General features: G+C 61.8%; 18 protein-coding genes. 9 read left to right on the forward strand and 9 right to left on the reverse strand.

Annotated features, from left to right (window positions below):
• Positions 1-262: 262 nt before the first annotated feature.
• From ACLEJW_RS18470 to fdhA, 7 genes are all read left to right on the forward strand, one after another.
• Positions 263-1516, forward strand: a complete 1254-nt coding sequence (locus ACLEJW_RS18470; protein ID WP_440778013.1) for a serine hydroxymethyltransferase — start codon at positions 263-265, stop codon at positions 1514-1516.
• A 15-nt stretch (positions 1517-1531) separates the two neighbouring features.
• Entirely contained in the window at positions 1532-2782 is a 1251-nt protein-coding gene (locus ACLEJW_RS18475; protein WP_145183698.1) for a sarcosine oxidase subunit beta family protein, read from the forward strand.
• A gap of 14 nt (positions 2783-2796) precedes the next feature.
• Positions 2797-3132, forward strand: a complete 336-nt coding sequence (locus ACLEJW_RS18480; protein ID WP_145183694.1) for a sarcosine oxidase subunit delta — start codon at positions 2797-2799, stop codon at positions 3130-3132.
• Entirely contained in the window at positions 3129-6146 is a 3018-nt protein-coding gene (locus tag ACLEJW_RS18485) for a sarcosine oxidase subunit alpha (RefSeq protein ID WP_440778014.1), read from the forward strand. Before ACLEJW_RS18480 ends, ACLEJW_RS18485 begins: the two co-directional genes overlap by 4 nt.
• A gap of 74 nt (positions 6147-6220) precedes the next feature.
• Entirely contained in the window at positions 6221-6853 is a 633-nt protein-coding gene (locus ACLEJW_RS18490; protein WP_145183688.1) for a sarcosine oxidase subunit gamma, read from the forward strand.
• Positions 6854-6865: 12 nt separating this feature from the next.
• Positions 6866-7723 (forward strand): formyltetrahydrofolate deformylase, encoded by an 858-nt coding sequence (gene purU, locus ACLEJW_RS18495; RefSeq protein ID WP_440778015.1) that lies wholly within the window; start codon positions 6866-6868, stop codon positions 7721-7723.
• 273 nt (positions 7724-7996) lie between these two features.
• The gene (fdhA, locus tag ACLEJW_RS18500) at positions 7997-9196 is read left to right on the forward strand and encodes a formaldehyde dehydrogenase, glutathione-independent (RefSeq protein WP_023532721.1); all 1200 of its coding nucleotides are present in this window, start codon (positions 7997-7999) and stop codon (positions 9194-9196) included.
• Positions 9197-9288: 92 nt separating this feature from the next.
• Here fdhA and ACLEJW_RS18505 read toward each other — a convergent pair whose 3' ends face one another.
• Positions 9289-10260 (reverse strand): RHS repeat-associated core domain-containing protein, encoded by a 972-nt coding sequence (locus ACLEJW_RS18505; RefSeq protein ID WP_313455038.1) that lies wholly within the window; start codon positions 10258-10260, stop codon positions 9289-9291.
• Between the two features lie 382 nt (positions 10261-10642).
• Positions 10643-11611: an RHS repeat-associated core domain-containing protein gene (locus ACLEJW_RS18510; RefSeq protein WP_440778016.1), complete on the reverse strand. Its 969-nt coding sequence runs from the start codon at positions 11609-11611 to the stop codon at positions 10643-10645.
• A 207-nt stretch (positions 11612-11818) separates the two neighbouring features.
• Between ACLEJW_RS18510 and ACLEJW_RS18515 the strand changes: the two genes are divergently transcribed.
• On the forward strand, positions 11819-12394 hold the full coding sequence (locus tag ACLEJW_RS18515; protein WP_440778017.1) for a DUF2780 domain-containing protein: 576 nt from the start codon (positions 11819-11821) through the stop codon (positions 12392-12394).
• A 77-nt stretch (positions 12395-12471) separates the two neighbouring features.
• On the opposite strand, the gene ACLEJW_RS18520 is transcribed toward ACLEJW_RS18515, so the two are convergent.
• Together ACLEJW_RS18520 and ACLEJW_RS18525 are read right to left on the reverse strand one after the other, a co-directional pair.
• The gene (locus ACLEJW_RS18520) at positions 12472-13821 is read right to left on the reverse strand and encodes an APC family permease (RefSeq protein WP_313298465.1); all 1350 of its coding nucleotides are present in this window, start codon (positions 13819-13821) and stop codon (positions 12472-12474) included.
• 140 nt (positions 13822-13961) lie between these two features.
• Positions 13962-14849: an acyltransferase gene (locus ACLEJW_RS18525; protein WP_145183674.1), complete on the reverse strand. Its 888-nt coding sequence runs from the start codon at positions 14847-14849 to the stop codon at positions 13962-13964.
• A 182-nt stretch (positions 14850-15031) separates the two neighbouring features.
• Here ACLEJW_RS18525 and rloA2 point away from each other — a divergent pair, with 182 nt between their 5' ends.
• On the forward strand, positions 15032-15532 hold the full coding sequence (gene rloA2, locus ACLEJW_RS18530) for a retropepsin-like aspartic peptidase RloA2 (RefSeq protein ID WP_145183671.1): 501 nt from the start codon (positions 15032-15034) through the stop codon (positions 15530-15532).
• Between the two features lie 70 nt (positions 15533-15602).
• On the opposite strand, the gene ACLEJW_RS18535 is transcribed toward rloA2, so the two are convergent.
• The 5 genes from ACLEJW_RS18535 to aceE all read right to left on the reverse strand — a co-directional run bounded on the left by ACLEJW_RS18535 (position 15603) and on the right by aceE (position 24218).
• The gene (locus ACLEJW_RS18535) at positions 15603-16226 is read right to left on the reverse strand and encodes a glutathione S-transferase (protein ID WP_440778018.1); all 624 of its coding nucleotides are present in this window, start codon (positions 16224-16226) and stop codon (positions 15603-15605) included.
• 3 nt (positions 16227-16229) lie between these two features.
• Entirely contained in the window at positions 16230-16898 is a 669-nt protein-coding gene (msrA, locus tag ACLEJW_RS18540) for a peptide-methionine (S)-S-oxide reductase MsrA (RefSeq protein WP_145183666.1), read from the reverse strand.
• A gap of 90 nt (positions 16899-16988) precedes the next feature.
• Positions 16989-19673, reverse strand: coding sequence for a putative bifunctional diguanylate cyclase/phosphodiesterase (locus ACLEJW_RS18545; protein ID WP_313298459.1), 2685 nt, complete (start codon positions 19671-19673; stop codon positions 16989-16991).
• A gap of 254 nt (positions 19674-19927) precedes the next feature.
• Positions 19928-21559 (reverse strand): dihydrolipoyllysine-residue acetyltransferase, encoded by a 1632-nt coding sequence (gene aceF, locus ACLEJW_RS18550; RefSeq protein ID WP_145183660.1) that lies wholly within the window; start codon positions 21557-21559, stop codon positions 19928-19930.
• Between the two features lie 13 nt (positions 21560-21572).
• Positions 21573-24218, reverse strand: a complete 2646-nt coding sequence (gene aceE / locus ACLEJW_RS18555) for a pyruvate dehydrogenase (acetyl-transferring), homodimeric type (RefSeq protein ID WP_145183657.1) — start codon at positions 24216-24218, stop codon at positions 21573-21575.
• Positions 24219-24559 lie beyond the last annotated feature (341 nt).

Raw genomic sequence — 24559 nt, forward strand, 5'->3', positions numbered from 1 at the left:
GACGCTACTGTCCTGTGAACGACGCAGGACAGCACTCTAAACCATCGATTCAGCGGTTGCCTATACAAGCCGGCCGCCAGCGCCTGGCCCGGCTGGCAATGCCCGCCAAGTGGCCTGGACGTGCAACGCCAAAGCCAATGTCGTAAACGCGCCATTGCAAGGCGTGCGCAGGCATCTGACCCGACCCGCCCAGTCATACCATCGCCGCAAAGGGTCGATTGAACCCGCCCAACAAAAAATGATCGCTGCCGGGAGATACAAGATGTTCAGCAAGCAAGACCAGATCCAAGGTTACGACGATGCACTGCTGGCGGCGATGAATGCCGAAGAACAGCGGCAGGAAGATCACATCGAGCTGATCGCCTCGGAAAACTACACGTCCCAGCGCGTGATGCAGGCCCAAGGCAGCGGCCTGACCAACAAATACGCCGAAGGCTATCCAGGCAAGCGCTACTACGGCGGCTGCGAGCATGTCGACAAGGTCGAGGCGCTGGCCATCGAGCGCGCCAAGCAGCTGTTCGGTGCCGACTACGCCAACGTCCAGCCGCACTCAGGTTCTTCCGCCAACGGCGCGGTCTACCTGGCCCTGCTGCAGGCAGGCGATACCATCCTGGGCATGAGCCTGGCCCATGGTGGCCACCTGACTCACGGCGCCAAGGTGTCGTCCTCGGGCAAGTTGTACAACGCCGTGCAGTACGGCATCGATACCAACACTGGCCTGATCGACTACGACGAAGTCGAGCGCCTGGCGATCGAGCACAAGCCGAAGATGATCGTCGCCGGCTTCTCGGCCTACTCCAAGACCCTCGACTTCCCGCGCTTCCGCGCCATCGCCGACAAGGTCGGGGCGCTGCTGTTCGTCGACATGGCCCACGTGGCTGGCCTGGTCGCCGCGGGCCTGTACCCGAACCCGATTCCGTTCGCCGATGTGGTCACCACCACCACCCACAAGACCCTGCGCGGTCCACGTGGCGGCCTGATTCTGGCCAAGTCCAACGAAGAGATCGAAAAGAAGCTCAACGCTGCCGTGTTCCCCGGTGCCCAGGGTGGCCCGCTGATGCACGTGATCGCGGCCAAGGCGGTGTGCTTCAAGGAAGCGCTGGAGCCTGAGTTCAAGGCTTATCAGCAACAAGTCATCGAAAACGCCCAGGCCATGGCCCAGGTATTCGTCGACCGCGGTTATGACGTGGTCTCCGGTGGCACCGACAACCACCTGTTCCTGGTCAGCCTGATCCGTCAGGGCCTGACCGGTAAAGATGCCGACGCTGCCCTGGGCCGCGCGCACATCACCGTCAACAAGAACGCCGTCCCGAACGATCCGCAGTCGCCGTTCGTGACCTCTGGCTTGCGCATCGGCACACCAGCCGTCACCACCCGCGGCTTCAAGGTCGCCCAGTGCGTGGCGCTGGCTGGCTGGATCTGCGACATCCTCGACAACCTCGGTGACGCTGACGTCGAAGCCGATGTGGCGAAGAACGTCGCCGCGCTGTGCGCAGATTTCCCTGTTTACCGCTGAGTGGAGTCACACACCATGCAACGTTACTCGGGCTTCGGCCTTCTCAAGCACTCCCTCAGCCACCACGAGAACTGGCAGCGCATGTGGCGCACGCCGACCCCTAAGAAGGTCTATGACGTGGTCATCGTCGGCGGTGGTGGGCATGGCCTGGCGACCGCCTACTACCTGGCCAAGGAACATGGCATCACCAACGTCGCGGTGATCGAGAAGGGCTACCTGGGCGGCGGCAACACCGCCCGTAACACCACCATCGTGCGTTCCAACTACCTGTGGGACGAGTCCGCGCACCTGTACGAGCACGCCATGAAACTGTGGGAGGGCCTGTCCCAGGACCTCAACTACAACGTGATGTTCTCCCAGCGCGGCGTCTACAACCTGTGCCACACCTTGCAGGACATGCGCGACTCCGAGCGTCGGGTGTCGGCCAACCGCCTCAACGGCGTCGATGGCGAGCTGCTCAACACTGCCCAGGTCGCGGCCGAAATTCCGTACCTGGACTGCTCGAAGAACACCCGCTACCCGATCCTCGGCGCCACCGTGCAACGCCGTGGTGGCGTGGCGCGTCACGACGCCGTGGCCTGGGGCTATGCCCGTGCCGCCGACGCCTTGGGCGTGGACCTGATCCAGCAGACCGAGGTGATCGGTTTCCGCAAGGAGAACGGCGCGGTCATCGGCGTCGAAACCAACAAGGGCTTCATCGGTGCCAAGCGCGTTGGCGTGGTCACTGCCGGTAACTCCGGGCACATGGCCAAGCTCGCCGGCTTCCGCCTGCCGCTGGAATCGCACCCGCTGCAAGCGCTGGTATCGGAACCGATCAAGCCCATCATCGACAGCGTGATCATGTCCAACGCGGTGCACGGTTACATCAGCCAGTCCGACAAGGGCGACCTAGTGATCGGCGCCGGTATCGACAGCTGGCTGGGCTACGGCCAACGCGGCTCCTATCCGGTCATCGAGCACACCTTGCAGGCCATCGTCGAGATGTTCCCCAACCTCTCGCGCGTGCGCATGAACCGTCAGTGGGGCGGCATCGTCGATACTTCGCCGGACGCCTGCCCGATCATCACCAAGACCCCGGTCAAGAACATGTTCTTCAACTGCGGTTGGGGTACCGGCGGCTTCAAGGCGACCCCGGGTTCGGGCAACGTCTTCGCCGCGAGCCTGGCCAAGGGCGAAATGCACCCACTGGCTGCGCCGTTCTCCATGGACCGTTTCTACAACGGCGCACTGATCGACGAACACGGCGCCGCCGCCGTCGCCCACTAACCGGAGACACCGTCATGTTGCATATTTTCTGTCCCCACTGCGGCGAGCTGCGCTCCGAAGAAGAGTTCCACGCCTCTGGCCAGGCGCACATCGCTCGCCCGCTGGACCCCAACGCCTGCTCCGACGAGGAGTGGGGCACCTACATGTTCTACCGTGACAACCCGCGCGGTATTCACCATGAGCTGTGGGACCACGTCGCCGGCTGCCGGCAGTACTTCAACGTCACCCGTAATACCGTGACCTACGAGATTCTGGAGACCTACAAGATTGGCGAGAAGCCGCAAGTGACCGAAGCCGGCAAGCAAACCAGCCCAGTGTCGACCGTCAAAGGCCAAGGGGAAAAAGTATGAGCCAGACCTATCGCCTCGCCAGCGGCGGCCGTATCGACCGCAGCAAGGTCCTGAACTTCACCTTCAACGGCAAGACCTACCAGGGTTATGCCGGTGACAGCCTGGCCGCTGCCTTGCTGGCCAACGGCGTCGATATCGTCGGGCGCAGCTTCAAGTACTCGCGGCCACGCGGCATCATCGCCGCCGGCACCGAAGAGCCCAATGCCATTTTGCAGATCGGCTCCACCGAAGCCACCCAGATCCCCAACGTGCGCGCCACGCAGCAGCCGCTGTATGCAGGTCTGGTCGCCACCAGCACCAACGGCTGGCCCAACGTCAACAACGACGTGATGGGCATCCTGGGCAAGGTTGGCGGCAACATGATGCCGCCGGGGTTCTACTACAAAACCTTCATGTACCCCAAATCGTTCTGGATGACCTACGAGAAGTACATCCGCAAAGCCGCAGGGCTTGGCCGTGCGCCGCTGCAGAACGATCCGGACAGCTACGACTACATGAACCAGCACTGCGACGTGCTGATCGTCGGCGCCGGCCCGGCCGGTCTGGCCGCGGCACTGGCTGCAGCCCGCAGCGGCGCCCGCGTGATCCTCGCCGATGAGCAGGAAGAGTTCGGCGGCAGCCTGCTCGACACCCGCGAAACCCTCGACGGCAAGCCTGCCAGCGACTGGGTCAACGCCGTGGTCAAAGAACTGGAAAGCCTGCCGGAAGTGACCCTGCTGCCACGCGCCACGGTCAACGGTTACCACGACCACAACTTCCTGACCATCCACGAGCGCCTGACCGACCACCTCGGCGACCGCGCGCCGATGGGCCAGGTGCGTCATCGCGTACACCGCGCGCGGGCCAAGCGCGTGGTGCTGGCGCCCGGTGCCCACGAGCGTCCGCTGGTCTACGGTAACAACGACCTGCCAGGCAACATGCTGGCCGGCGCCGTGTCGACCTATGTGCGCCGTTATGGCGTAGCGCCCGGCCGCAAGCTGGTGCTGTCGACCAACAACGATCATGCCTACCGCGCTGCGCTGGACTGGCACGATGCCGGCCTGCAGGTCGTGGCCATCGCCGACGCCCGTCACAACCCCCGCGGTTCGCTGGTCGAAGAAGCGCGCGCCAAGGGCATTCGCATCCTCACCTCCAGCGCCGTGATAGAGGCCAAGGGCAGCAAGCACGTGACCGCTGCCCGAGTCGCCGCTATCGATGTGCAGGCACACAAGGTCACCAGCCCAGGCGAAACCCTCGACTGTGATCTGATCGCCACCTCCGGTGGTTACAGCCCGATCGTGCACCTGGCCTCGCACCTCGGTGGCCGTCCGGTGTGGCGTGACGATATCCTCGGTTTCGTGCCGGGCGATGCGCCGCAGAAACGTGAGTGCGTCGGCGGCATCAACGGCGTCTACGCGCTTGGCGATGTGATCGCCGATGGTTTCGAAGGCGGCGCTCGTGCTGCCACCGAGGCAGGCTTCAAGGCTACCGTCGGCGTGCTGCCGAAAACCGTTGCCCGCAAGGAAGATGCAACCGTCGCGCTGTTCCAGGTGCCGCACGACAAGGGTACCGCTCGCGCACCCAAGCAGTTCGTCGACCAGCAGAACGACGTGACCGCCGCCGCCATCGAGCTGGCGACCCGCGAGGGCTTCGAGTCGGTCGAGCACGTCAAGCGCTACACCGCGCTGGGCTTCGGTACCGACCAGGGCAAACTGGGCAACATCAACGGCCTGGCGATTGCCGCCCGTTCGATCGGTATCACCATTCCGGAAATGGGCACCACCATGTTCCGCCCCAACTACACGCCGGTGACATTCGGCGCGGTAGCGGGTCGCCACTGTGGTCACCTGTTCGAGCCGGTGCGCTTCACTGCATTGCATGCCTGGCACGTGAAAAACGGTGCCGAGTTCGAAGACGTCGGCCAGTGGAAGCGGCCGTGGTACTTCCCCAAGGCCGGTGAAGACATCCACGCCGCCGTGGCCCGCGAGTGCAAGGCGGTGCGCGACAGCGTCGGCCTGCTGGACGCCTCGACCCTGGGCAAGATCGACATCCAGGGGCCGGATGCCCGCGAGTTCCTCAACCGCATCTACACCAACGCCTGGACCAAGCTCGATGTGGGCAAGGCCCGCTACGGCCTGATGTGCAAGGAAGACGGCATGGTCTTCGATGATGGCGTGACCGCCTGCGTCGGCGACAACCACTTCATCATGACCACCACCACCGGCGGCGCTGCCCGCGTCCTGCAGTGGATGGAGCTGTACCACCAGACTGAATGGCCGGACCTGAAGGTGTACTTCACCTCGGTCACCGACCACTGGGCCACCATGACCCTGTCCGGCCCCAACAGCCGCAAGCTGCTCAGCGAGCTGACCGACATCGACATGGACAAGGAAGCCTTCCCGTTCATGACCTGGAAGGAAGGCAACGTCGGCGGGGTCCCTGCGCGGGTGTTCCGTATCTCGTTCACCGGTGAGCTGTCGTACGAAGTCAACGTCCAGGCCAACTACGCCATGGGCGTGCTGGAACAGATCATCGAAGCCGGCAAGAAGTACAACCTGACGCCATACGGCACCGAGACCATGCACGTCCTGCGTGCCGAGAAGGGCTTCATCATCGTCGGCCAGGATACCGACGGTTCGATGAACCCGGACGACCTCAACATGAGCTGGTGCGTGGGCCGCAACAAGCCGTTCTCGTGGATCGGCCTGCGTGGCATGAACCGCGAGGACTGCCTGCGTGACAACCGCAAGCAGCTGGTTGGCCTGAAACCGATCGACCCGACCAAATGGCTGCCGGAAGGTGCTCAGCTGGTGTTCGATCCGAAGCAGCCGATCCCCATGGACATGGTCGGCCACGTGACCTCCAGCTACGCAGCCAACTCCCTGGGCTACTCGTTCGCCATGGGTGTGGTCAAGGGCGGCCTCAAGCGCATGGGCGAGCGTGTCTACTCGCCGCAGGCCGATGGCAGCGTGATCGAGGCGGAAATCGTGTCTTCGGTGTTCTTCGATCCGAAGGGTGAGCGGCAGAACGTCTAAGGCCCCGGATGGCGGCGCAGCCTGAACCCATGGCTGCGCTGCCCTGACGAACAAGAATTCAAGGCAGGTACGAAATGAGCGCTATCAACGTCTTCCAGCAAAATCCCGGCGCTGAGGCCAAGGCCCAGTCGCCACTGCATCACGCCGATCTGGCCAGCCTGGTCGGCAAGGGTCGCAAGAACGCCGGCGTGACCTTGCGCGAACGCAAGTTCCTCGGCCATCTGACCCTGCGTGGCGACGGCCACAACCCGGAGTTCGCCGCTGGCGTGCACAAGGCCCTGGGCCTGGAGCTGCCTGTGGCATTGACCGTGGTCGCCAACGGCGACATGTCGCTGCAATGGGTCGGGCCGGATGAGTGGCTGCTGATCGTCCCGGGTGGTGAGGAACTGGCCGTCGAGCAGAAGCTGCGCGCGGCGCTTGAAGGCCAGCACATCCAGGTGGTCAACGTCAGCGGCGGGCAGAGTCTGCTGGAGCTGCGTGGGCCGAACGTGCGTGAAGTGCTGATGAAATCCACCAGCTACGACGTTCATCCGAACAACTTCCCGGTCGGCAAGGCGGTCGGCACCGTGTTCGCCAAGTCGCAACTGGTGATCCGGCGCACTGCCGAGGACACCTGGGAGCTGGTCATTCGTCGCAGCTTCGCCGACTACTGGTGGCTGTGGCTGCAGGACGCGTCGGCTGAGTATGGCTTGAGCATCGAAGGTTAAGGAGCGCTGAACATGAGTCGGGCACCGGATACCTGGATTCTCACCGCCGACTGCCCGAGCATGCTCGGCACGGTCGACGTGGTGACGCGTTACCTCTACGAGCAGCGCTGCTACGTCACCGAGCACCATTCCTTCGACGACCGGCTGTCTGGGCGTTTCTTCATTCGGGTGGAGTTTCGCCAACCGGACGATTTCGACGAAGCCGGCTTTCGTTCCGGCCTTGCCGAGCGCAGCGATGCCTTCGGCATGAGCTTCGAGCTGACCGCACCGAATCACCGCCCCAAAGTGGTGATCATGGTGTCCAAGGCCGACCACTGCCTGAACGATCTGCTGTACCGGCAGCGCATCGGCCAGCTGTCGATGGATGTGGTCGCGGTGGTGTCCAACCACCCCGACCTCGAGCCGCTCGCGCACTGGCACAAGATTCCCTACTACCATTTCGCCCTCGACCCCAAGGATAAGCCTGCGCAAGAGCGCAAGGTGATTCAGGTGATCGAGGAAACCGGTGCGGAGCTGGTGGTGCTGGCCCGCTACATGCAGGTGTTGTCGCCGGAGCTGTGTCGGCGTCTGGATGGCTGGGCGATCAACATTCACCACTCGTTGCTCCCGGGCTTCAAGGGCGCCAAGCCGTACCATCAGGCCTACAACAAGGGCGTGAAGATGGTCGGCGCCACGGCTCACTACATCAACAACGACCTGGACGAAGGGCCGATCATTGCCCAAGGGGTGGAGACCGTCGACCACAGCCACTACCCGGAAGACCTGATCGCCAAGGGCCGCGACATCGAGTGCCTGACCTTGGCCCGGGCGGTGGGCTATCACATCGAGCGGCGGGTGTTCCTCAACGCCAATCGGACCGTCGTGCTCTGAACCTGTTGGGGCTGCCGTGCAGCCCTTTCGCGACACAAGGCCGCGCCTGCAGGTGTCACATTCCCCCTGTAGGAGCGGCCTTGTGTCGCGAAAGGGTCGCACAGCGGCCCCAGCTTTTTCCTTGCCGCTAAATGGCATCTCCCTGTCGTTTCCAGTCAGCGCACATCGCCCTATCAAGCCCACAATTCCCTGCATTCCAGTAACACATGCCGCCCATGGATGGCGGCACGTTCAACCACCGCTGCATAAATACAAATCAAGCGAGGTAAGAGCATGTCTGGCAATCGTGGAGTGGTATATCTCGGCGCCGGCAAGGTCGAAGTGCAGAAGATCGACTACCCGAAAATGCAGGACCCGCGCGGCAAGAAGATCGAGCACGGCGTGATCCTCAAGGTGGTCTCCACCAACATCTGCGGCTCCGACCAGCACATGGTCCGTGGCCGTACCACTGCCCAGGTCGGCCTGGTCCTGGGCCACGAAATCACCGGGGAAATCGTCGAGAAAGGCAGCGACGTCGAGCGCATGCAGATCGGCGACCTGGTGTCGGTGCCGTTCAACGTCGCCTGCGGCCGCTGCCGCTCCTGCAAAGAGATGCACACCGGTGTCTGCCTGACGGTCAACCCGGCCCGCGCAGGCGGTGCCTACGGCTACGTCGACATGGGCGACTGGACTGGCGGGCAAGCCGAATACGTGTTGGTGCCCTACGCCGACTTCAACCTGCTGAAACTGCCAGAGCGCGACAAGGCCATGGAGAAGATCCGTGACCTGACCTGCCTCTCCGACATTCTGCCGACCGGCTACCACGGCGCTGTCACCGCAGGTGTTGGCCCAGGCAGCACCGTCTACGTCGCTGGCGCAGGCCCCGTTGGCCTTGCTGCCGCTGCCTCGGCGCGCCTGCTGGGCGCTGCCTGCGTGATCGTCGGCGACCTCAACCCGGCGCGCCTGGCCCACGCCAAGTCCCAGGGCTTCGAAGTGGTCGACCTGTCCAAGGACACCCCGCTGCACGAGCAGATCGTCGACATCCTCGGCGAGCCGGAAGTGGACTGCGCCGTTGACGCCGTAGGCTTCGAGGCCCGTGGCCATGGCCATGAAGGCGCCAAGCACGAAGCACCAGCCACCGTGCTCAACTCGCTGATGCAGGTGACCCGTGTTGCCGGCCAGATCGGTATCCCTGGCCTGTATGTGACCGAGGACCCGGGTGCGGTGGACGCCGCTGCCAAGATTGGCGCGCTGAGCATCCGCTTCGGCCTGGGCTGGGCCAAGTCGCACAGCTTCCACACCGGCCAGACCCCGACCATGAAGTACAACCGCCAGCTGATGCAGGCGATCATGTGGGATCGCATCAACATCGCTGAAGTGGTGGGTGTGCAGGTGATCAACCTGGATCAGGCGCCGGAAGGTTACGGCGAGTTCGATGCCGGTGTGCCGAAGAAATTCGTGATCGACCCGCACAAGATGTGGGGCGCGGCGTGATCGCGTGATGTAACCAAGAGCCCCTCACGATGAGGGGCTTTTTTCTGAATGGAGGATATCGGTAGCCAAAGTGGGTACAGCCGTAATGATCATTAACGTTGACGAATCTTCGAGTTGCCGTCGCTGACTCGGAAGCTCCCCGCCAAGTACGCTGTCAGATCGTTTGGGTTGTTGGCTCGCCGTGCCAGATCTTCGCCGCTAACGGTCAAGCCGCGCCGGAAATTCTCTAAGTTGCGGATATAGGCAGTGCTCACTGTGTTAGCCGAATCGACCAGTGCGTTAGCCGCCTGTGCGTTACGCAGGTTATTGCTCGCTTCCAGGAAGCTGTCCAGCTGTGTACGGGTAACGTGCACGGTAGCCGGGCCTTTATGGGGATCGGCAATCACTTCGAACAGCTCAGTGGTGCGTAACGTTCTACGTGTTGTTTCGCTAACCTGGCTGCTGGTATTCCTGCCCTTACCTGTCGTCACAATCGTCTTTGTGGTCAAGCTCTCATAGTGATCTACCTTGAAGCGCTGCACGATCCGCTTGCCCCAGGATTCCAGATAGCTAGGTGTACTGGGTGCCCTGGGAGTGAGCGCTGAGGCGGGTGGAACCCGGACCAGCACATGGCCACTGGGGTCGGTGTTGTTAATTGGATCACCGCTGCAATAGGTATAGGCGTTAGTGCCGCCTTGCCCGAAAGGGCTCCAGCTATCGGCTGAGAGAAATCGCATCAGCACTACACTTAGCGCTCGATAACCTTGCCCAAGGCGATAGCAGATAGAGTGTGGTTCGAAAAACTCGCCATTGAAGCCTGATGCAGTTCGTGCCGACGGCAGGTTAGGATCGTGACCGTAGGCTGAATAGAGGTGGTCTTCCGAATCGCCTTCGTCCGCAGCGACGAGAACCGAACCTTTATCGTCAGTGGCTAACAATGCGGTGCTCGGGTCGCCACCCACTTGATGTTCAGCCAGCGGCACATCCGCATGCCGGAAAATGGAGCGATGCTGGTCGCCTTGCTTGATGCAGATGAGCTTGTTGAGTTGGTAAAAGAAGAGCGTGCGATTCGGTGCTTTGTTCATGGCTAGACCACCTGCTGCGCGGGATGGATGGGCTCTCAGTGCAGCTCATTGTGAATACCTACAGGGATTTAGATACTGGCAAAAATGACAGTTTTAACCGTTCGCTGGCCCACCATCCCCAACCCTGCATCGTTCATCAGCGCTTTGGTCAGCACGCCTAAATCATGTTACGAGACCGAAGCCGCGGAGATGTCAGCGGAGGCATAAAAGGTTCAGAACTCTGGTTCAGCTGGACCTGTGCCGCGATAGCGGACAAGCCCAGTAACTCAGAAACGTCCCACAGGTAAGAGCAAATAACGAAAACCTAAGCAGATTTCATCTGTTCGCTGCTAATCGATCCGCGACAACGCGTTGGTGTGCTCAACACCTGTTCTACGTCGAATCAGACTTCAGGGTTGAAACCAAATCGGTCCCTAGGCTTACGTCCAGTCCAGTAGCCCGGCAAACTGCTTTCCGGAACATGACCACGGACCTCGCGAGCCGCTTTTGCGGGGTGAATTTCTCGTCGAAGCCTATTTAGTTCCTTGAGATTTTTCTTGATTAGAACTTGAGTGAATAGATAAGAGGGGCTTTCTCTTGGGTCTTCAACAAGCTGGGCCACGGCTCGTTCGTGTTTGTTTGCGTAGTGCCGGTCTTTGTTTGACAATATTGGCCTGGCCGGGAGTTGGTCGATCTGTTCGATGGTTTCCCGGTTGAAATAAAGTTTGGTAATGTCGACCCGTCCATCAGCTGCGCTGCGGGCGTTATCTCTTAACGTAAGGGGCTTCGCTTTGGCATTGTAGTGTGAGGCGTCATCATTATATCTTTTTATTCTTTCAAATTTTCTTTCCTGACGCCCCAGGAGGTTTTTAAGGCCTTTTATAAAGGCGTGGCCTGACGGATCTACCTGATTTATGGGGTCTCCGCTTACATAGCAGTAGCTGTTTAGCCCACCCGCTTCGAAGGGGCTCAAATTGTCAGGTGATTGAAAGCGCTTGAGTCCAGGGCTGTACGTACGGTATGAGCCGAGTAAGTAAACACATCTCGACAGATCTACCATTTCTCTGTTAAATCCAAACAAAGTGTTGGGCGAAGGTAGTTTTACATTAAAGCCATAAGCCGAATAGGCATGGGTTTCACGTGAAGTGCTGCTTATGACTTCGAAGATGGATCCATTCAAGTCGCTTGCCAATATGGATGCTGGGGTAGCGTCGTCACTGCAGGATTCTGCTAAGGCTATGTTGTTTGCTTGTATCACCCGGCGATTTTCGCCGCCTGAAAGTAATCCGGTAACGTTGTTTTTCTGATAGAAGACATATGTACGGCTGCGAGCGGGCATGGTGATCACCTTGGTATCGATCAGCAGGGTCATGTTCGACGCTTTAGTCTTCATGCGCTCTATGCTGAGCGTCAACTGGCAAAAATAATAGGCAAATACATCCTTGCGGATAATTGGCTGGTCGAAGCTGACAGCAGCTTCGGATCGACAAATTAAACTGACGAGGGCAGGGAACAATTTTCCCGGCTTTCGCTCCAATATCCGTTCCCGAGGTCATCCCGACCCACGAGGTCCCTCCCGATGAAAGCATTCACCCTGGCAACCCTCATGACCTTGGCCGCAAGCCCGGTGTTCGCCTTCAACCTGAGCGACGCCGCCAACGCCGTCTCCTCCATGCAGAGTCAGAAGCAACAAGGCCAGGTACAGGCGCCCGAGGGGCAGGCCGACCTGCTCAATACGCTGGGCAGCCAGTTGAACATCACCCCCGAACAGGCGGTGGGCGGGGCAGGGGCGATGCTGGGGCTGGCGCGCAACAACCTCAGTACCTATGACTATGGCCAGCTGAGCAAGGCCGTGCCGGGGCTGGACCTGCTGTCGGGGGCCAATGCCCTGGGCGGGCTGAGTGGGTTGGGTGAGTTGCTGGGTGAGAACAAGGACAGTCAGTGGGCCTTGAGCAAGGCCCTGGGCAATGATGTGGAAAGCCGCAGTGACCTGGACAACGCGTTCAAGGCGCTGGGGATGGATACCGGCATGATCGGCCAGTTTGCGCCGTTGATTCTGCAGTACCTGGGGCAGCAGGGGATTGCCGGATCGTTGTTGCAGAGCCTGGGGAGCTTGTGGACAACGCCTGCGCCGTTGGCTCAACCGTCGGTGTGATGATCTTTACGGCGCCAGTGCCGGCCTTTTCGCCGGCACTGGCTCCCACATGACAAGCACAGCAGGGCCACGTCCGCTCAGGCGGCTTCAGTGAAGTCCACCAGCCGGACCGGGCGGCGGAAGCCGGCGGTGAGCACTGCCAGGTAAGCCAGGCCCAGGGCGAACCAGCACAGGCCGATCACCAAGGTCAGCGCCGAGAGGCTGGTCCACAGCCACAAGGTCAGGCTCAAGCCCACCAACGGCACCAGGCCATAACACAGCAGCCCCTTGAGGTGACGCTGGGCGCGGTCATCCATCAAGTGGGTCTTCACCACTGCCAGGTTCACCGCCGAGAACGCCACCAGCGCACCGAAGCTGATCAGCGAGGCGAGGGTGGCGAGGTCGATCACCAGCGCCAACAACGAAAACGCCGATACCAGCACGATGGCGAACACGGGTGTGCCGAAGCGCGGCGACAGGTAGCCGAAGCTGCGCCGTGGCAACACGTTGTCGCGCCCCATGGTGAACAGGATGCGCGACACCGCTGCCTGCGAGGCCAGTGCCGACCCCAGGCTGCCAGCCACGTAAGCGGCAGTGAAGAAGTTGGCCAGAAATTGCCCGCCCGCCTTGAACATGACCTCATTGGCCGCGGCATCGGCATTGGCGAACGTGCTGCCGGGCAAGACCAGCTGGCTGACATAGGCCAGGACCGTGAACAGCACCCCTGCGAACAGCGTGGTGAGGATGATCGCCCGTGGCACGTCGCGGCGCGCGTCGCGGCATTCCTCGGCCAACGTCGAAACGGCATCGAAGCCCAGGAACGACAAGCACAGCACGGCGGCCCCTGCCATGATCGCGCCAAAGCCAGGCTGTGAGCCGTCGCCCAGCAGCGGCGACAGCAAGTCCACGGGCTGACCGCCCAGCGACTGGCACGACAGCGCGACGAACACCCCGATGAAGACGATCTGCGCGCCGACGATCAGGTTACTGGTCTTGGCCACCGAGTGGATGCCCACCACATTGAGCACGGTCACCAGCACGATCGCAGCCAAGGCAATCGACCAGGCCGGAATGGCCGGGAAGGCAATGTTGAGAAACAGGCCGATCAGCAGGTAGTTGATCATGGGCAGGAACAGGTAATCGAGCAGCAGCGACCATCCGGCCAGAAACCCTACGTTGGGGCCGAACGCCATGTTGGTGTACGAATAGGCGGACCCGGCGACCGGGAAACGCTTGACCATGAAGCTGTAGGAGGCCGCAGTGAACAGCATGGCCACCAGGGTGACCAGATAGGCGCTGGCGGTGCGCCCACCGGTGATCTCGGTGACGATGCCGTAGGTGGTGAAGATGGTCAGCGGGACCATGTACACCAGGCCAAAGAAGACCAGGGCGGGGAGGCCGAGGACGCGGCGCAGTTGGGCGGAGTTGGAGCTGGGTAGGTTGGCCATCGATCGATCCAGGCATTTTTGTAGTTGTGCTTTGGTCGATTTTTATCCACATGAGGGGGTGATGACAAAAAAGGATTACTTATGCTGATTATTAGCCAGGGTTCTAATCGAGGCGTGCGGTCACCCTCGGGGCGTGTCGCTCAGCGCAGTTCTGCCCGCAGCAGTTCGATCCGTCGATCCTTTTCCAGCCACAGTTGATTGACCCAGGCCTGCACGGTCTGGCGGAACGCCGGATCATTTTCGTAATCACCCGCCCACAGCGCGGGGTCCAACTCGCGTACCTGAATGTCGATAACTACCCGGCTGATGCTGCCGTTGAGCAACGCCCAGAAGCCCGGGGCCGGGTTGCCGGGGTAAACGATGGTGACGTCCAGCAGGGCATCGAGTTGCTCGCCCAGGGCCGCCAGCACGAACGCCACGCCGCCCGCCTTGGGCTTGAGCAGGTAGCGATAGGGCGATTGTTGTTCGCGGTGCTTGGCTTCGCTAAAGCGTGTGCCTTCCAAATAGTTGACCACGGTGACCGGCTGGCGCTTGAACAGCTCGCAGGCGGCCTTGGTGATTTCCAGGTCCTTGCCCTTGAGGTCGGGATGCTTGTCCAGGAACGCCTTGCTGTAGCGCTTCATGAACGGGTAATCCAGGCCCCACCAGGCAAGGCCCAGCAGCGGCACCCAGATCAGCTCCTTTTTCAGGAAGAACTTGAAGAACGGCGTGCGCCGGTTGAGGCTTTCGATCAACGCCGGGATATCTACCCAGGTCTGGTGATTGCTGATGGCAAGATACGAGGTGTCGCGGCGCAAGTTCTCCACGCCGCGAATGTCCCACGTCGTGGGGATGCACAGGGCGAAAATCGCCTTGTCGATTTCCGACCAGGTTTCCGCCACCCACATCACCGCCGCCGAGGCGTAGTCGCGTCCGCGACCGGGTAATACCAGCTTGAGCAACGCGAAGACCAACAGCGGGCAGATCAACACCACCGTGTTGAGCAGCAGCAGGGTGGTCGTAAGAATGCCGGTAAACAGGCGACGCATAGAGAGACTCTTGTTGTGGGAAATTAGCAGGGCGCAATGATAAGCAGCGCTGCGCGCTACGCCAAATATCCAATGCTCGGCGGCACAGACAAATGTTTCACAACATGTTGGCTAGGCTTGTGACCGCGAACCTATCTGCCCAGTGCAGTCTAAGCACTGACCCCTTTCAAGGAAGCCCGACTGTGAAACCACTGCTTGCCCTGTTATCGCTGCTGGCCCTGCCGGTGATGGCTGCCGATCCCACGCTCTATGGTCGCTACGAGAACATCAAGTTGCCTGAGCTGGGCGAAACGCTCAAAGCCAAGATGGACACCGGGGCCTTCACCGCCTCACTGTCCGCCAAGGACATCGAGATGTTCACCCGAGATGGCGATGAGTGGGTGCGCTTCCGCCTGGCGACCAAGGACTCGGACGGCAAGGTCTACGAACACAAGGTGTCGCGCATCAGCAAGATCAAAGGCCGGGCCGATGAAGAGGACGAGGGCGACACGCCGGAAGTGTCCAAGCGCCCGGTGGTCGACCTGGAGCTGTGCCTGGGTGAGGAGAAACGCACGGTCGAAGTGAATCTGGTGGACCGCAGCAGCTTCAATTATCCGCTGCTGATCGGCTCGAAGGCCTTGCGTGAGTTCAAGGCGGCGGTCAATCCGGCCAAGAAGTACACAGCGGGCAAGCCTGGCTGCTGATCCACAGCGTGGTTTGGCGCTCGTGCAGGAGCGCCCCGGCAAGGCGGCTCCTGCAAGGGTTGCAGCGCCGTCAGGCTGGCGGAGCGGTTGCCTGCATCGACGGTCGCTTGGCGACCTCGGCGTACCAGGCAGCCAAGCCGGGCTGACGCTCGCGCCAACCAAACGTTGGCTGACGCAGGTCCAGATACCCCAGCGCACAGGCCACGCCAATCGCCGCCAGATCGAAACCAGACGCCAGTTCCGCCAGGTGCTGCTGCTCAAGGTTGGCCAGGCTGCGGCGAATCTTCTCGGCTTGCGCCTCCAGCCAGGCATCCCAGCGCTTGTCTTCAGGGCGCAGGAAACGCTCGTAGCGGCTGGCCACCGCTGCATCGAGCATCGCATCGGCCTGCGATGCCAGGGTCATGCGCCGCCAGCGCGCCGAGCCCTCGCGGGGCAGCAGCGGTTGGCCAACGTGCTGCTGATCGAGGTATTCGCAGATGACCCGACTGTCATGCAGGACCGTACCGTCCGCCAGGCGCAAGGCAGGAATCTTGCCGATCGGATTGTCCTGGTTGAGCTGCGCGTCGGCATTGACCGGGCTGATGTTCACCGGCTGCAGGGTGACCCTGTCCAGCTGGCCAGTTTCGTGCAGCACCACCATGACCTTGCGTACGAAAGGCGACAATGGCGAGTGGAACAGGGTCATGCTGCCCATGGCTCAGTTGCCTTGCAGGCTTGGCGGCATGCACACACCGGTGCCGCCGATGCCGCAGTAGCCGTTGGGGTTCTTGGCCAGGTACTGCTGGTGGTAGGCCTCGGCGAAGTACACGGTCGGGGCCTGATCGATTTCGGTAGTGATTTCGCCGAAGCCGGCCTTGCTCAGCTCAGCCTGGAAAGCATCGCGGCTGGCCTTGGCCTGCTCGAGCTGCTCGGGGCTGGTGCAGTAGATTGCCGAGCGGTATTGGGTGCCGACATCGTTGCCCTGACGCATGCCTTGGGTAGGGTTGTGCAGCTCCCAGAACATCGCCAGCAGCTCGCGGTAGCTGACCCTGTCCTTGTCGTACACCACCAGCACCACCTCGGTATGGCCGGTCAGGCCCGAGCAGACTTCTTCGTAGGTCGGGTTCGGGGTGAAGCCGCCAGCGTAGCCGACCACGGTGCTGACCACGCCTTCACGCTGCCAGAAGCGCCGTTCGGCGCCCCAGAAGCAGCCAAGGCCGAAGATGGCGAAGTCGATAGCGCCTTCGAAGAAGGGGCCAAGCAATGGGGTGCCTTCGAACACGTAGTGGAACTCGGGCAACTGCATGGGCGTTTCGCGACCAGGCAGGGCCTGTTCCGCGGTAGGCATGACGTTTTTGTTCACCAGGATTTCCGAACGCAGGACCATGGCCGTTCCTCTGTAGGTCTGTGAATAGGTGCTGGGGCCGCTCGCACGTGGCCCGGATGAGGACTAGTGTGCCCGAGCTTGGCGTTGCTGTCAGGCCATTGGACCGCGCGGATAGCGCTTGAGTTTTTCTTCCAGCTCCCGGCCGGGAATGGGGCGGTCGAACAGGTAGCCCTGGCCCACGTCGCAGCGGTGCCGGCGCAGGAAGGCCAGCTGTTCCGGCGTCTCGATACCCTCGGCCACCACCTTTAGCTTGAGGTTGTGCGCCATGGCCACCACGGCAGAGGTGATTTCCATGTCGTCCTGGTTGTCAGGGATCTCGTTGATGAAACTGCGATCGATCTTGATGATGTCGATCGGAAATTTCTTCAGGTAACTGAGCGACGAATAGCCAGTACCGAAATCATCCATGGCCAGGGTCAGGCCCAGGGCCTTGAGCTCGTCGAGCTGGCGGTGGGTGTCTTCGGTGGCTTCGAGCAGAAGGCCCTCGGTCAGTTCCAGCTCGAGCAGGTGCGCCGGCAGGCCTTCTTCCTTGAGGATGGTGCCGATCGAGGCCACCAGATCCGGATCGGAGAACTGCTTGGGCGACAGGTTGATCGCGACATGCAGGCAACCCATGCCGGCCTGTTGCAGTTGCTGGCTCATGCGGCAGGACTGGCGCACCACCCACTTGCCGATGGGGATGATCAGGCCGGTTTCCTCGGCCACGCTGATGAACTGGTCCGGGCGGATCATGCCGCGCTCGGGGTGGTTCCAGCGCAGCAACGCCTCCAGCCCCAGCAAGCGTCCGCTACGCAGGCACAGCTTGGGCTGGTAGAACACCTCCAGTTCGTTCTGGGTCAGCGCGCGGCGCAGGTTGTTCTCGACGAACAGCTTGTAGCTGGCCTCGGCATTGAGCACTTCAGTGAACACTTGCACCTGGTGCTTGCCGTTGGCCTTGGCCTTGTGCAATGCCAGGCCTGCGTTCTTCATCAGCGTGGTCGGATCGCTGCCGTGCAGCGGCGCGCACGAGAGGCCCACGGAGGCGGTGACGTTGATCAGCTGGTTGTCGACGAACATCGGCTTGTCGAGGGTGCGCAGCAATTGCTGGGCGACGCTCTGGCCATCTTCCAGGCTGGTTTCATCGAGCAGCACGGCGAATTCGTTACTGGCGAAGCGGGCCAGCACGCCATTGGCGCTCAGGCTGTTGCGCAAGCGCCTGGCCAGGCTGACCAGCAGCTTGTCGCCGGTGTGGTGGCCCAGGCTGTCGTTGATGCGCTTGAAGTTGTCGATGTCCACCAGCAGCAGGCACAGCGGATTTTCGCTGTCACGGGCAAAGCGCTCGTCGAGCTTGCGGATGAACGCCGGGCGGTTGCCCAGGTTGGTCAGGTTGTCGGTGTAGGCCAGGCGCTCGATGCGTTGCTGGGCCATCTTGCTCTGGGTGACGTCTTCGTAGATACCGATGTAATGGGTCAGCTCGCGGTTGTCGCCATAGACCTTGGAAATTGACAGCTGGCCCCAGTAGGGTTCGAGGTTCTTGCGTCGGCTCTTGAACTCGCCTTGCCAGCTGTTGCCCATGGCCAGGCTCGACGGCGAGTCGAACAGCAGCTCGCTGAGGTTCTCCAGGGCTGGCAGCTCGGCCAGGTGGTGACCCTGCACCTCCTCGGTACTGTATTGGGTGATGGCGGTGAAGCTGGGGTTGACGTACTCGACCACGCCGCTGCGGTTGACCAGCAAAAAGGCGCTGGCGCTCTGCTCGACGGCGCGTTGAAACAGGTGCAAGGCGCTGGCCGCAGTGCGCCGGTTGTGGTTGGTGATGACCTGGGCGAACTGGTCGGCCAGTTCGCCGGCAAAGGCGATTTCGTCGGACTGCCAGGCCCTTGGCTGGCCGGTCTGCTCCAGGCACAGCACGCCCACCACTTGGCCATCGACGCGGATACTGGCATCGAGCATGGCGTTGTTGTCGGCGGACAGGCACTCGGCCAGTTCACGGGTTCGCGGGTCATGCTTGGCGTTGTGCGCATCGATGGCACGGCTGGCGTGCAGCGCTTCGAGGTAGTCGGGAAAGCGACTGGCATCGATGGGTTCCGGCAGACGGTGCAGTTGTTCGCTGCGCAGCCAGGCGCTGATGGGCTCCAGGCGCTGATCGTCGAGGTGCCAGATACTGGCGCTGTCGACCTTGTAGATCTCACAGGCGCTGCGGGTGATCAGTTGGGCGGCTTCGAGCAGCGAGTTTTCCGCGCTGTAACGCTGGCGAGCCAGACGCAGGATCAGGTCTTGCTGGGCGCGCACGCGCTCCAGGTGTTCGAGCTGCTCCTGCTGGGCGCGCTGGTTGATCTGCAGGGCCAGTTGCAGGCGATTGTTGCGCGACTCCAGGGCATGAGTGTCGAACTCGCTGTCGTCTTCGTCGTCCAGCACGCTCAGGTAGCCGCGCAGCAACTGGCGATTGTGCTGCTTGAACGCCTCGCCGGTTTCCATCAGGCGCAAGGTGTGGGTCTGCGTGTGCAGGATGTAGCGCACCCGGTAATAGCCACGATTGCTCAGTTGCAGCTGAATGTCGTCATGCAGCCGGTAGCGGGCCTCAGGCTCCATCAGGCTGGCATAGGGCGAATCGATCAACGCGCAGAGCTCCGAAGCTGGCAGGCCGAACTGTCGGTAGCAGGCTGGGTCCAGGTACAACATTGCCCAGTTCGCTTCGTTGAGCCTTTCGAAACGCAGCATGCCGAGCCGTGAAGGCACGGGGAGCTGCGTGACGACCTCGGCCGCCACACGGCTGGCGGCATCGGGTTGGCTTTTCATCGAAGACTCGCTTGAAGAGGGACGCGGTCTGAGCGACGGCGCATCTGGCAAGGTTGCATCATGTCCCTAGGGCTGGCAAGCGGCCATTAGGGCTGTCCTTTACATGTTTTCGGCCGCTCGGCGGGAAACTGTAATCGGCTGTGCGCGCCGCCGTTGACCAGGCAAAAAAAGCCCCGCCAAGGTGGCGGGGTTGAGGTACGAGCGTGGCAGCTCGAAAACGTTGCTGCCCCCGCGTACGGGGGCAGCGGGCTGCCTTACAGCAGCATGGTGCGGATGTCGCCCAGCACGTCGCCCAGACGCTTGGTGAAGCGCGCGGCGGCGGCGCCGTTGATCACACGGTGATCGTAGGACAGCGACAGCGGCAGCATCAGCTTCGGCTGGAAGGCCTTGCCATCCCAGACAGGCTGCATGGTCGCCTTGGAGACGCCCAGGATCGCAACTTCCGGCGCGTTGACGATCGGCGTGAAGCCGGTGCCGCCAATGTGACCGAGGCTGGAAATGGTGAAGCACGCGCCTTGCATGTCGTCGGCCGAGAGCTTTTTGCTGCGGGCTTTTTCAGCCAGCGCAGCGGCTTCGGCAGCCAGTTGCAGCAGGCTCTTCTGGTCGACGTTCTTGATCACAGGGACCAGCAGGCCGTCCGGGGTATCCACGGCGAAGCCGATGTTCACGTACTTCTTGCGGATGATGGCCTTGCCGCTTGGTGCCAGCGAGCTGTTGAAATCCGGCAGTTCCTTGAGCAGGAAGGCGCAGGCCTTGAGCAGCAACGGCAGCACGGTCAGCTTGACGCCGGCCTTCTCGGCCACGGCTTTCTGCGCGACGCGGAAAGCTTCCAGCTCGGTGATATCGGCGGAGTCGAACTGGGTCACGTGCGGCACGTTCAGCCAGCTGCGGTGCAGGTTGGCAGCACCGACCTGCATCAGGCGGGTCAGGGCCACTTCCTCGACTTCACCGAACTTGCTGAAGTCCACTGCAGGGATCGGCGGAATGCCAGCACCACCGGTCGCGCCGGCAGCAGCCGGGGCTTCCTTGGCCTTCTGCATCATCGCCTTGACGTAGACCTGCACGTCTTCCTTGAGGATACGGCCGTGCGGGCCAGTGGCGGCGACAGCGCCCAGCTCGACACCGAATTCGCGGGCCAACTGACGCACTGCAGGGCCTGCATGGACCTTGGCGTTGCTTGCCGCAGCCGGTGCGCTTGCAGCCGCAGCAGGCGCTGCAGCTGGGGCTGGTGCTGCAGCGGCAGGCGCGGCAGCCGGCGCCGCCTCAGCCTTGGCTGGAGCGGGCGCAGCCGCAGGGGCAGCGGCACCTGCGACCTTGAGCTTGAAGATCAGGTCGCCAGTGCCGACTTCGTCTTCGAGCTTGCACAGCACTTCTTCGACCACGCCGGCAGCCGGCGATGGAATCTCCATGGAGGCCTTGTCGGACTCCAGGGTGATCAGCGACTGGTCAGCTTCGACAGTGTCGCCAACCTTGACCAGCACTTCGATGATCTTGGCCTTGCCCGACGAACCGATGTCCGGCACGTGGATGTCCTGCACGCTGGCGCCAGCAGCCGGGGCCGGGGCCTCGGCAGGCGCTGCAGCTTCAGCGGCCGGCGCGGGCTCAGGCGCTTGCGCCGGTGCTTGGGCAGCTGCCTCAGGGGCCGCAGCGGCGCCCTCGGCTTCCAGGACCAGCAGTTCGTCGCCTTCTTTCAGGCGGTCGCCCAGCTTGACCTTCAGTTCCTTTATAACACCGGCCTTGGGGGCCGGGATTTCCATGGAGGCCTTGTCGGACTCCAGGGTCAGCAGGCTTTGATCAGCCTCGATACGATCACCGACCTTGACGAACAGCTCGATGATTTCACCTTCACCGCTGCCGATGTCAGGTACGCGAATGAGTTCGCTCACTTAAAAATACTCCTCAGCAGTCCAGTGGGTTGCGCTTGTCCGGGTCGATGCCGAACTTGGCGATGGCATCAGCCACAACCTTGGGCTCGATCTCGCCACGGTCAGCCAACGCTTCCAGGGCAGCCAGCACCACGAAGTGACGGTCGACTTCGAAGAAGTGACGCAGCTTCTTGCGGCTGTCGCTGCGACCGTAACCGTCGGTACCCAGGACCTTGAACTCTTTGCTCGGCACCCACTGACGAATCTGCTCGGCGAACAGCTTCATGTAGTCGGTGGAGGCGATGACCGGGCCCTTGCGCCCGCCCAGGCACTGCTCGACGTAGGTCTGCTGTGGCTTGTGGCCAGGCTTGAGGCGGTTGGCACGTTCCACGGCCAGGCCGTCGCGACGCAGTTCGTTGAAGCTGGTGACGCTCCACACGTCGGCACCGACGTTGAACTCTTCGCGCAGGATCTTCGCCGCTTCGCGGACTTCGCGCAGGATGGTGCCCGAGCCCATCAGCTGGACGTGGTGCGCCGCTTCGCGGGTGTCTTCCTCGAGCAGGTACATGCCCTTGATGATGCCCTCCTCGACACCGGCCGGCATGGCAGGCTGCTGGTAGGATTCGTTCATCACGGTGATGTAGTAGAAGATGTCCTGTTGCTCTTCGGTCATCTTCTTCATGCCGTCCTGGATGATTACCGCCAGCTCGTAGCCGTAGGTTGGATCGTAGGTGCGGCAGTTCGGGATGGTGCCCGCCATCATGTGGCTGTGACCGTCTTCGTGCTGCAGGCCTTCACCGTTGAGGGTGGTACGGCCGGCGGTACCGCCGATCAGGAAGCCACGGGTGCGGCTGTCGCCAGCGGCCCAGGCCAGGTCGCCAATGCGCTGGAAACCGAACATCGAGTAGAAGATGTAGAACGGCAGCATCGGCTGGTTGTGGCAGCTGTACGAGGTACCGGCAGCGATGAACGACGACATGGCGCCGGCTTCGTTGATGCCTTCCTCGAGGATCTGGCCCTTCTTGTCTTCGCGGTAGAACATCACCTGGTCTTTATCGACTGGCTCGTAGAGCTGGCCGACCGACGAGTAGATGCCCAGCTGGCGGAACATGCCTTCCATACCGAAGGTACGGGCTTCGTCCGGGATGATCGGCACGATGCGCTGGCCGATGTCCTTGTCCTTGACCAGTTGCGCCAGGATGCGCACGAAGGCCATGGTGGTGGAGATTTCGCGGTCGCCCGAGCCGTCCAGAATCGCCTTCAGCGTTTCCAGTGGCGGAGTCGGCACGCTGAAGCTCTTGGCGCGGCGCTGCGGCACGAAACCGCCCAGGGCAGCACGGCGCTCGGCCAGGTACTTGGCTTCGGCAGAACCTTCTTCAGGCTTGAAGAACGGCAGGTGCTCGAGGTCGGCATCCTTGACCGGGATGTCGAAGCGGTCACGGAAGTGACGCAGGCTGTCGACGTCGACCTTCTTGGTGTTGTGCGCGGTGTTCTTGGCTTCGCCGGCACCGGTACCGTAACCCTTGATGGTCTTGGCCAGAATGACGGTCGGCTGTTCTTTGTGGTTGACCGCCTGGTGGTAGGCCGCATAGACCTTGTACGGGTCGTGGCCGCCACGGTTGAGCTTCCAGATCTCGTCGTCGGACAGGTCTTCGACCATGGCCTTGAGTTCTGGCGTGTTGAAGAAGTTCTCACGCACGTATGCGCCGTCTTTGGCTTTGTAGTTCTGGTACTCGCCGTCGATGACTTCGTCCATGCGGCGCTGCAGGGCACCGTTGGTGTCCTTGGCCAGCAGTGGGTCCCAGAAACGGCCCCAGACCACTTTGTTGACGTTCCAGCCACCACCGCGGAACACGCCTTCGAGTTCCTGGATGATCTTGCCGTTGCCGCGTACCGGGCCATCGAGGCGCTGCAGGTTGCAGTTGATGACGAAGATCAGGTTGTCGAGCTTTTCGCGGCCGGCCAGGGCAATGGCGCCCAGGGATTCCGGCTCGTCGCACTCGCCATCGCCCATGAAGCACCAGACCTTCTGCTTGCCGGCCGGGATGAAGCCACGGGCTTCGAGGTACTTCATGAAGCGTGCCTGGTAGATCGCCTGGATCGGGCCCAGGCCCATCGACACGGTGGGGAACTGCCAGAAATCAGGCATCAGCCAGGGGTGCGGGTAGGAGGACAGGCCTTTGCCGTCGACTTCCTGGCGGAAGTTGTCCATCTGCTCTTCGCTGATGCGGCCTTCCATGAACGCGCGGGCGTAGACGCCTGGCGAGGCATGGCCCTGGAAGAAGATCAGGTCGCCGCCATGTTCTTCGGTAGGGGCCTGGAAGAAGTAGTTGAAGCCGATGTCGTACAGGGTGGCACTGGAAGCGAAGCTGGAGATGTGGCCGCCCAGGTCCGAGTCCTTGAGGTTGGTGCGCATCACCATGGCCAACGCGTTCCAACGCACCATCGAGCGAATGCGGCGTTCCATGAACAGGTCGCCAGGCATGCGTGCTTCGTGGGTGACAGGGATGGTGTTGCGGTATGGCGTGGTGATCGCGTACGGCAGCTGGGAGCCACTACGGGTGGCCAGCTCGCCCATGCGGGTCATCAGGTAATGAGCGCGGTCTTCGCCTTCTTTGTCGAGGACCGACTCCAGGGCATCCAGCCATTCCTGGGTTTCGATTGGATCGAGGTCTTGCATGGCTTGCTCCAGGGCGGAAAGGCCACCAGAATCGGGGGCCTGAGTTTGCGACTGGCCTTATGGGCAGACGTCGTGAATTCTTGGATTACCGGGGTGTCTCCCGGCGCCGTGTAGTTTTACTACATTTGCTCCGGCATTTCATGCTTTTGCATCCAATGGGTAGTAGTAAAACTACAGAAATGCGACGTTTGGTCGCACCTCGGCTTGTGAGGAAAAACGTTCATGTTGGTTGGCTTGGTGTCGAGAGCGGGCGAATCTTGATGATTAGTGCCAGGGATTCGGTTTTTTCAGCTATTTCCAACTTTTGTACGACAGTCCAACCGTGTGCCGGATTCCTCGCG

It is taken from the genome of Pseudomonas sp. SMSB3 (assembly GCF_052041965.1).
GTDB lineage: Bacteria > Pseudomonadota > Gammaproteobacteria > Pseudomonadales > Pseudomonadaceae > Aquipseudomonas.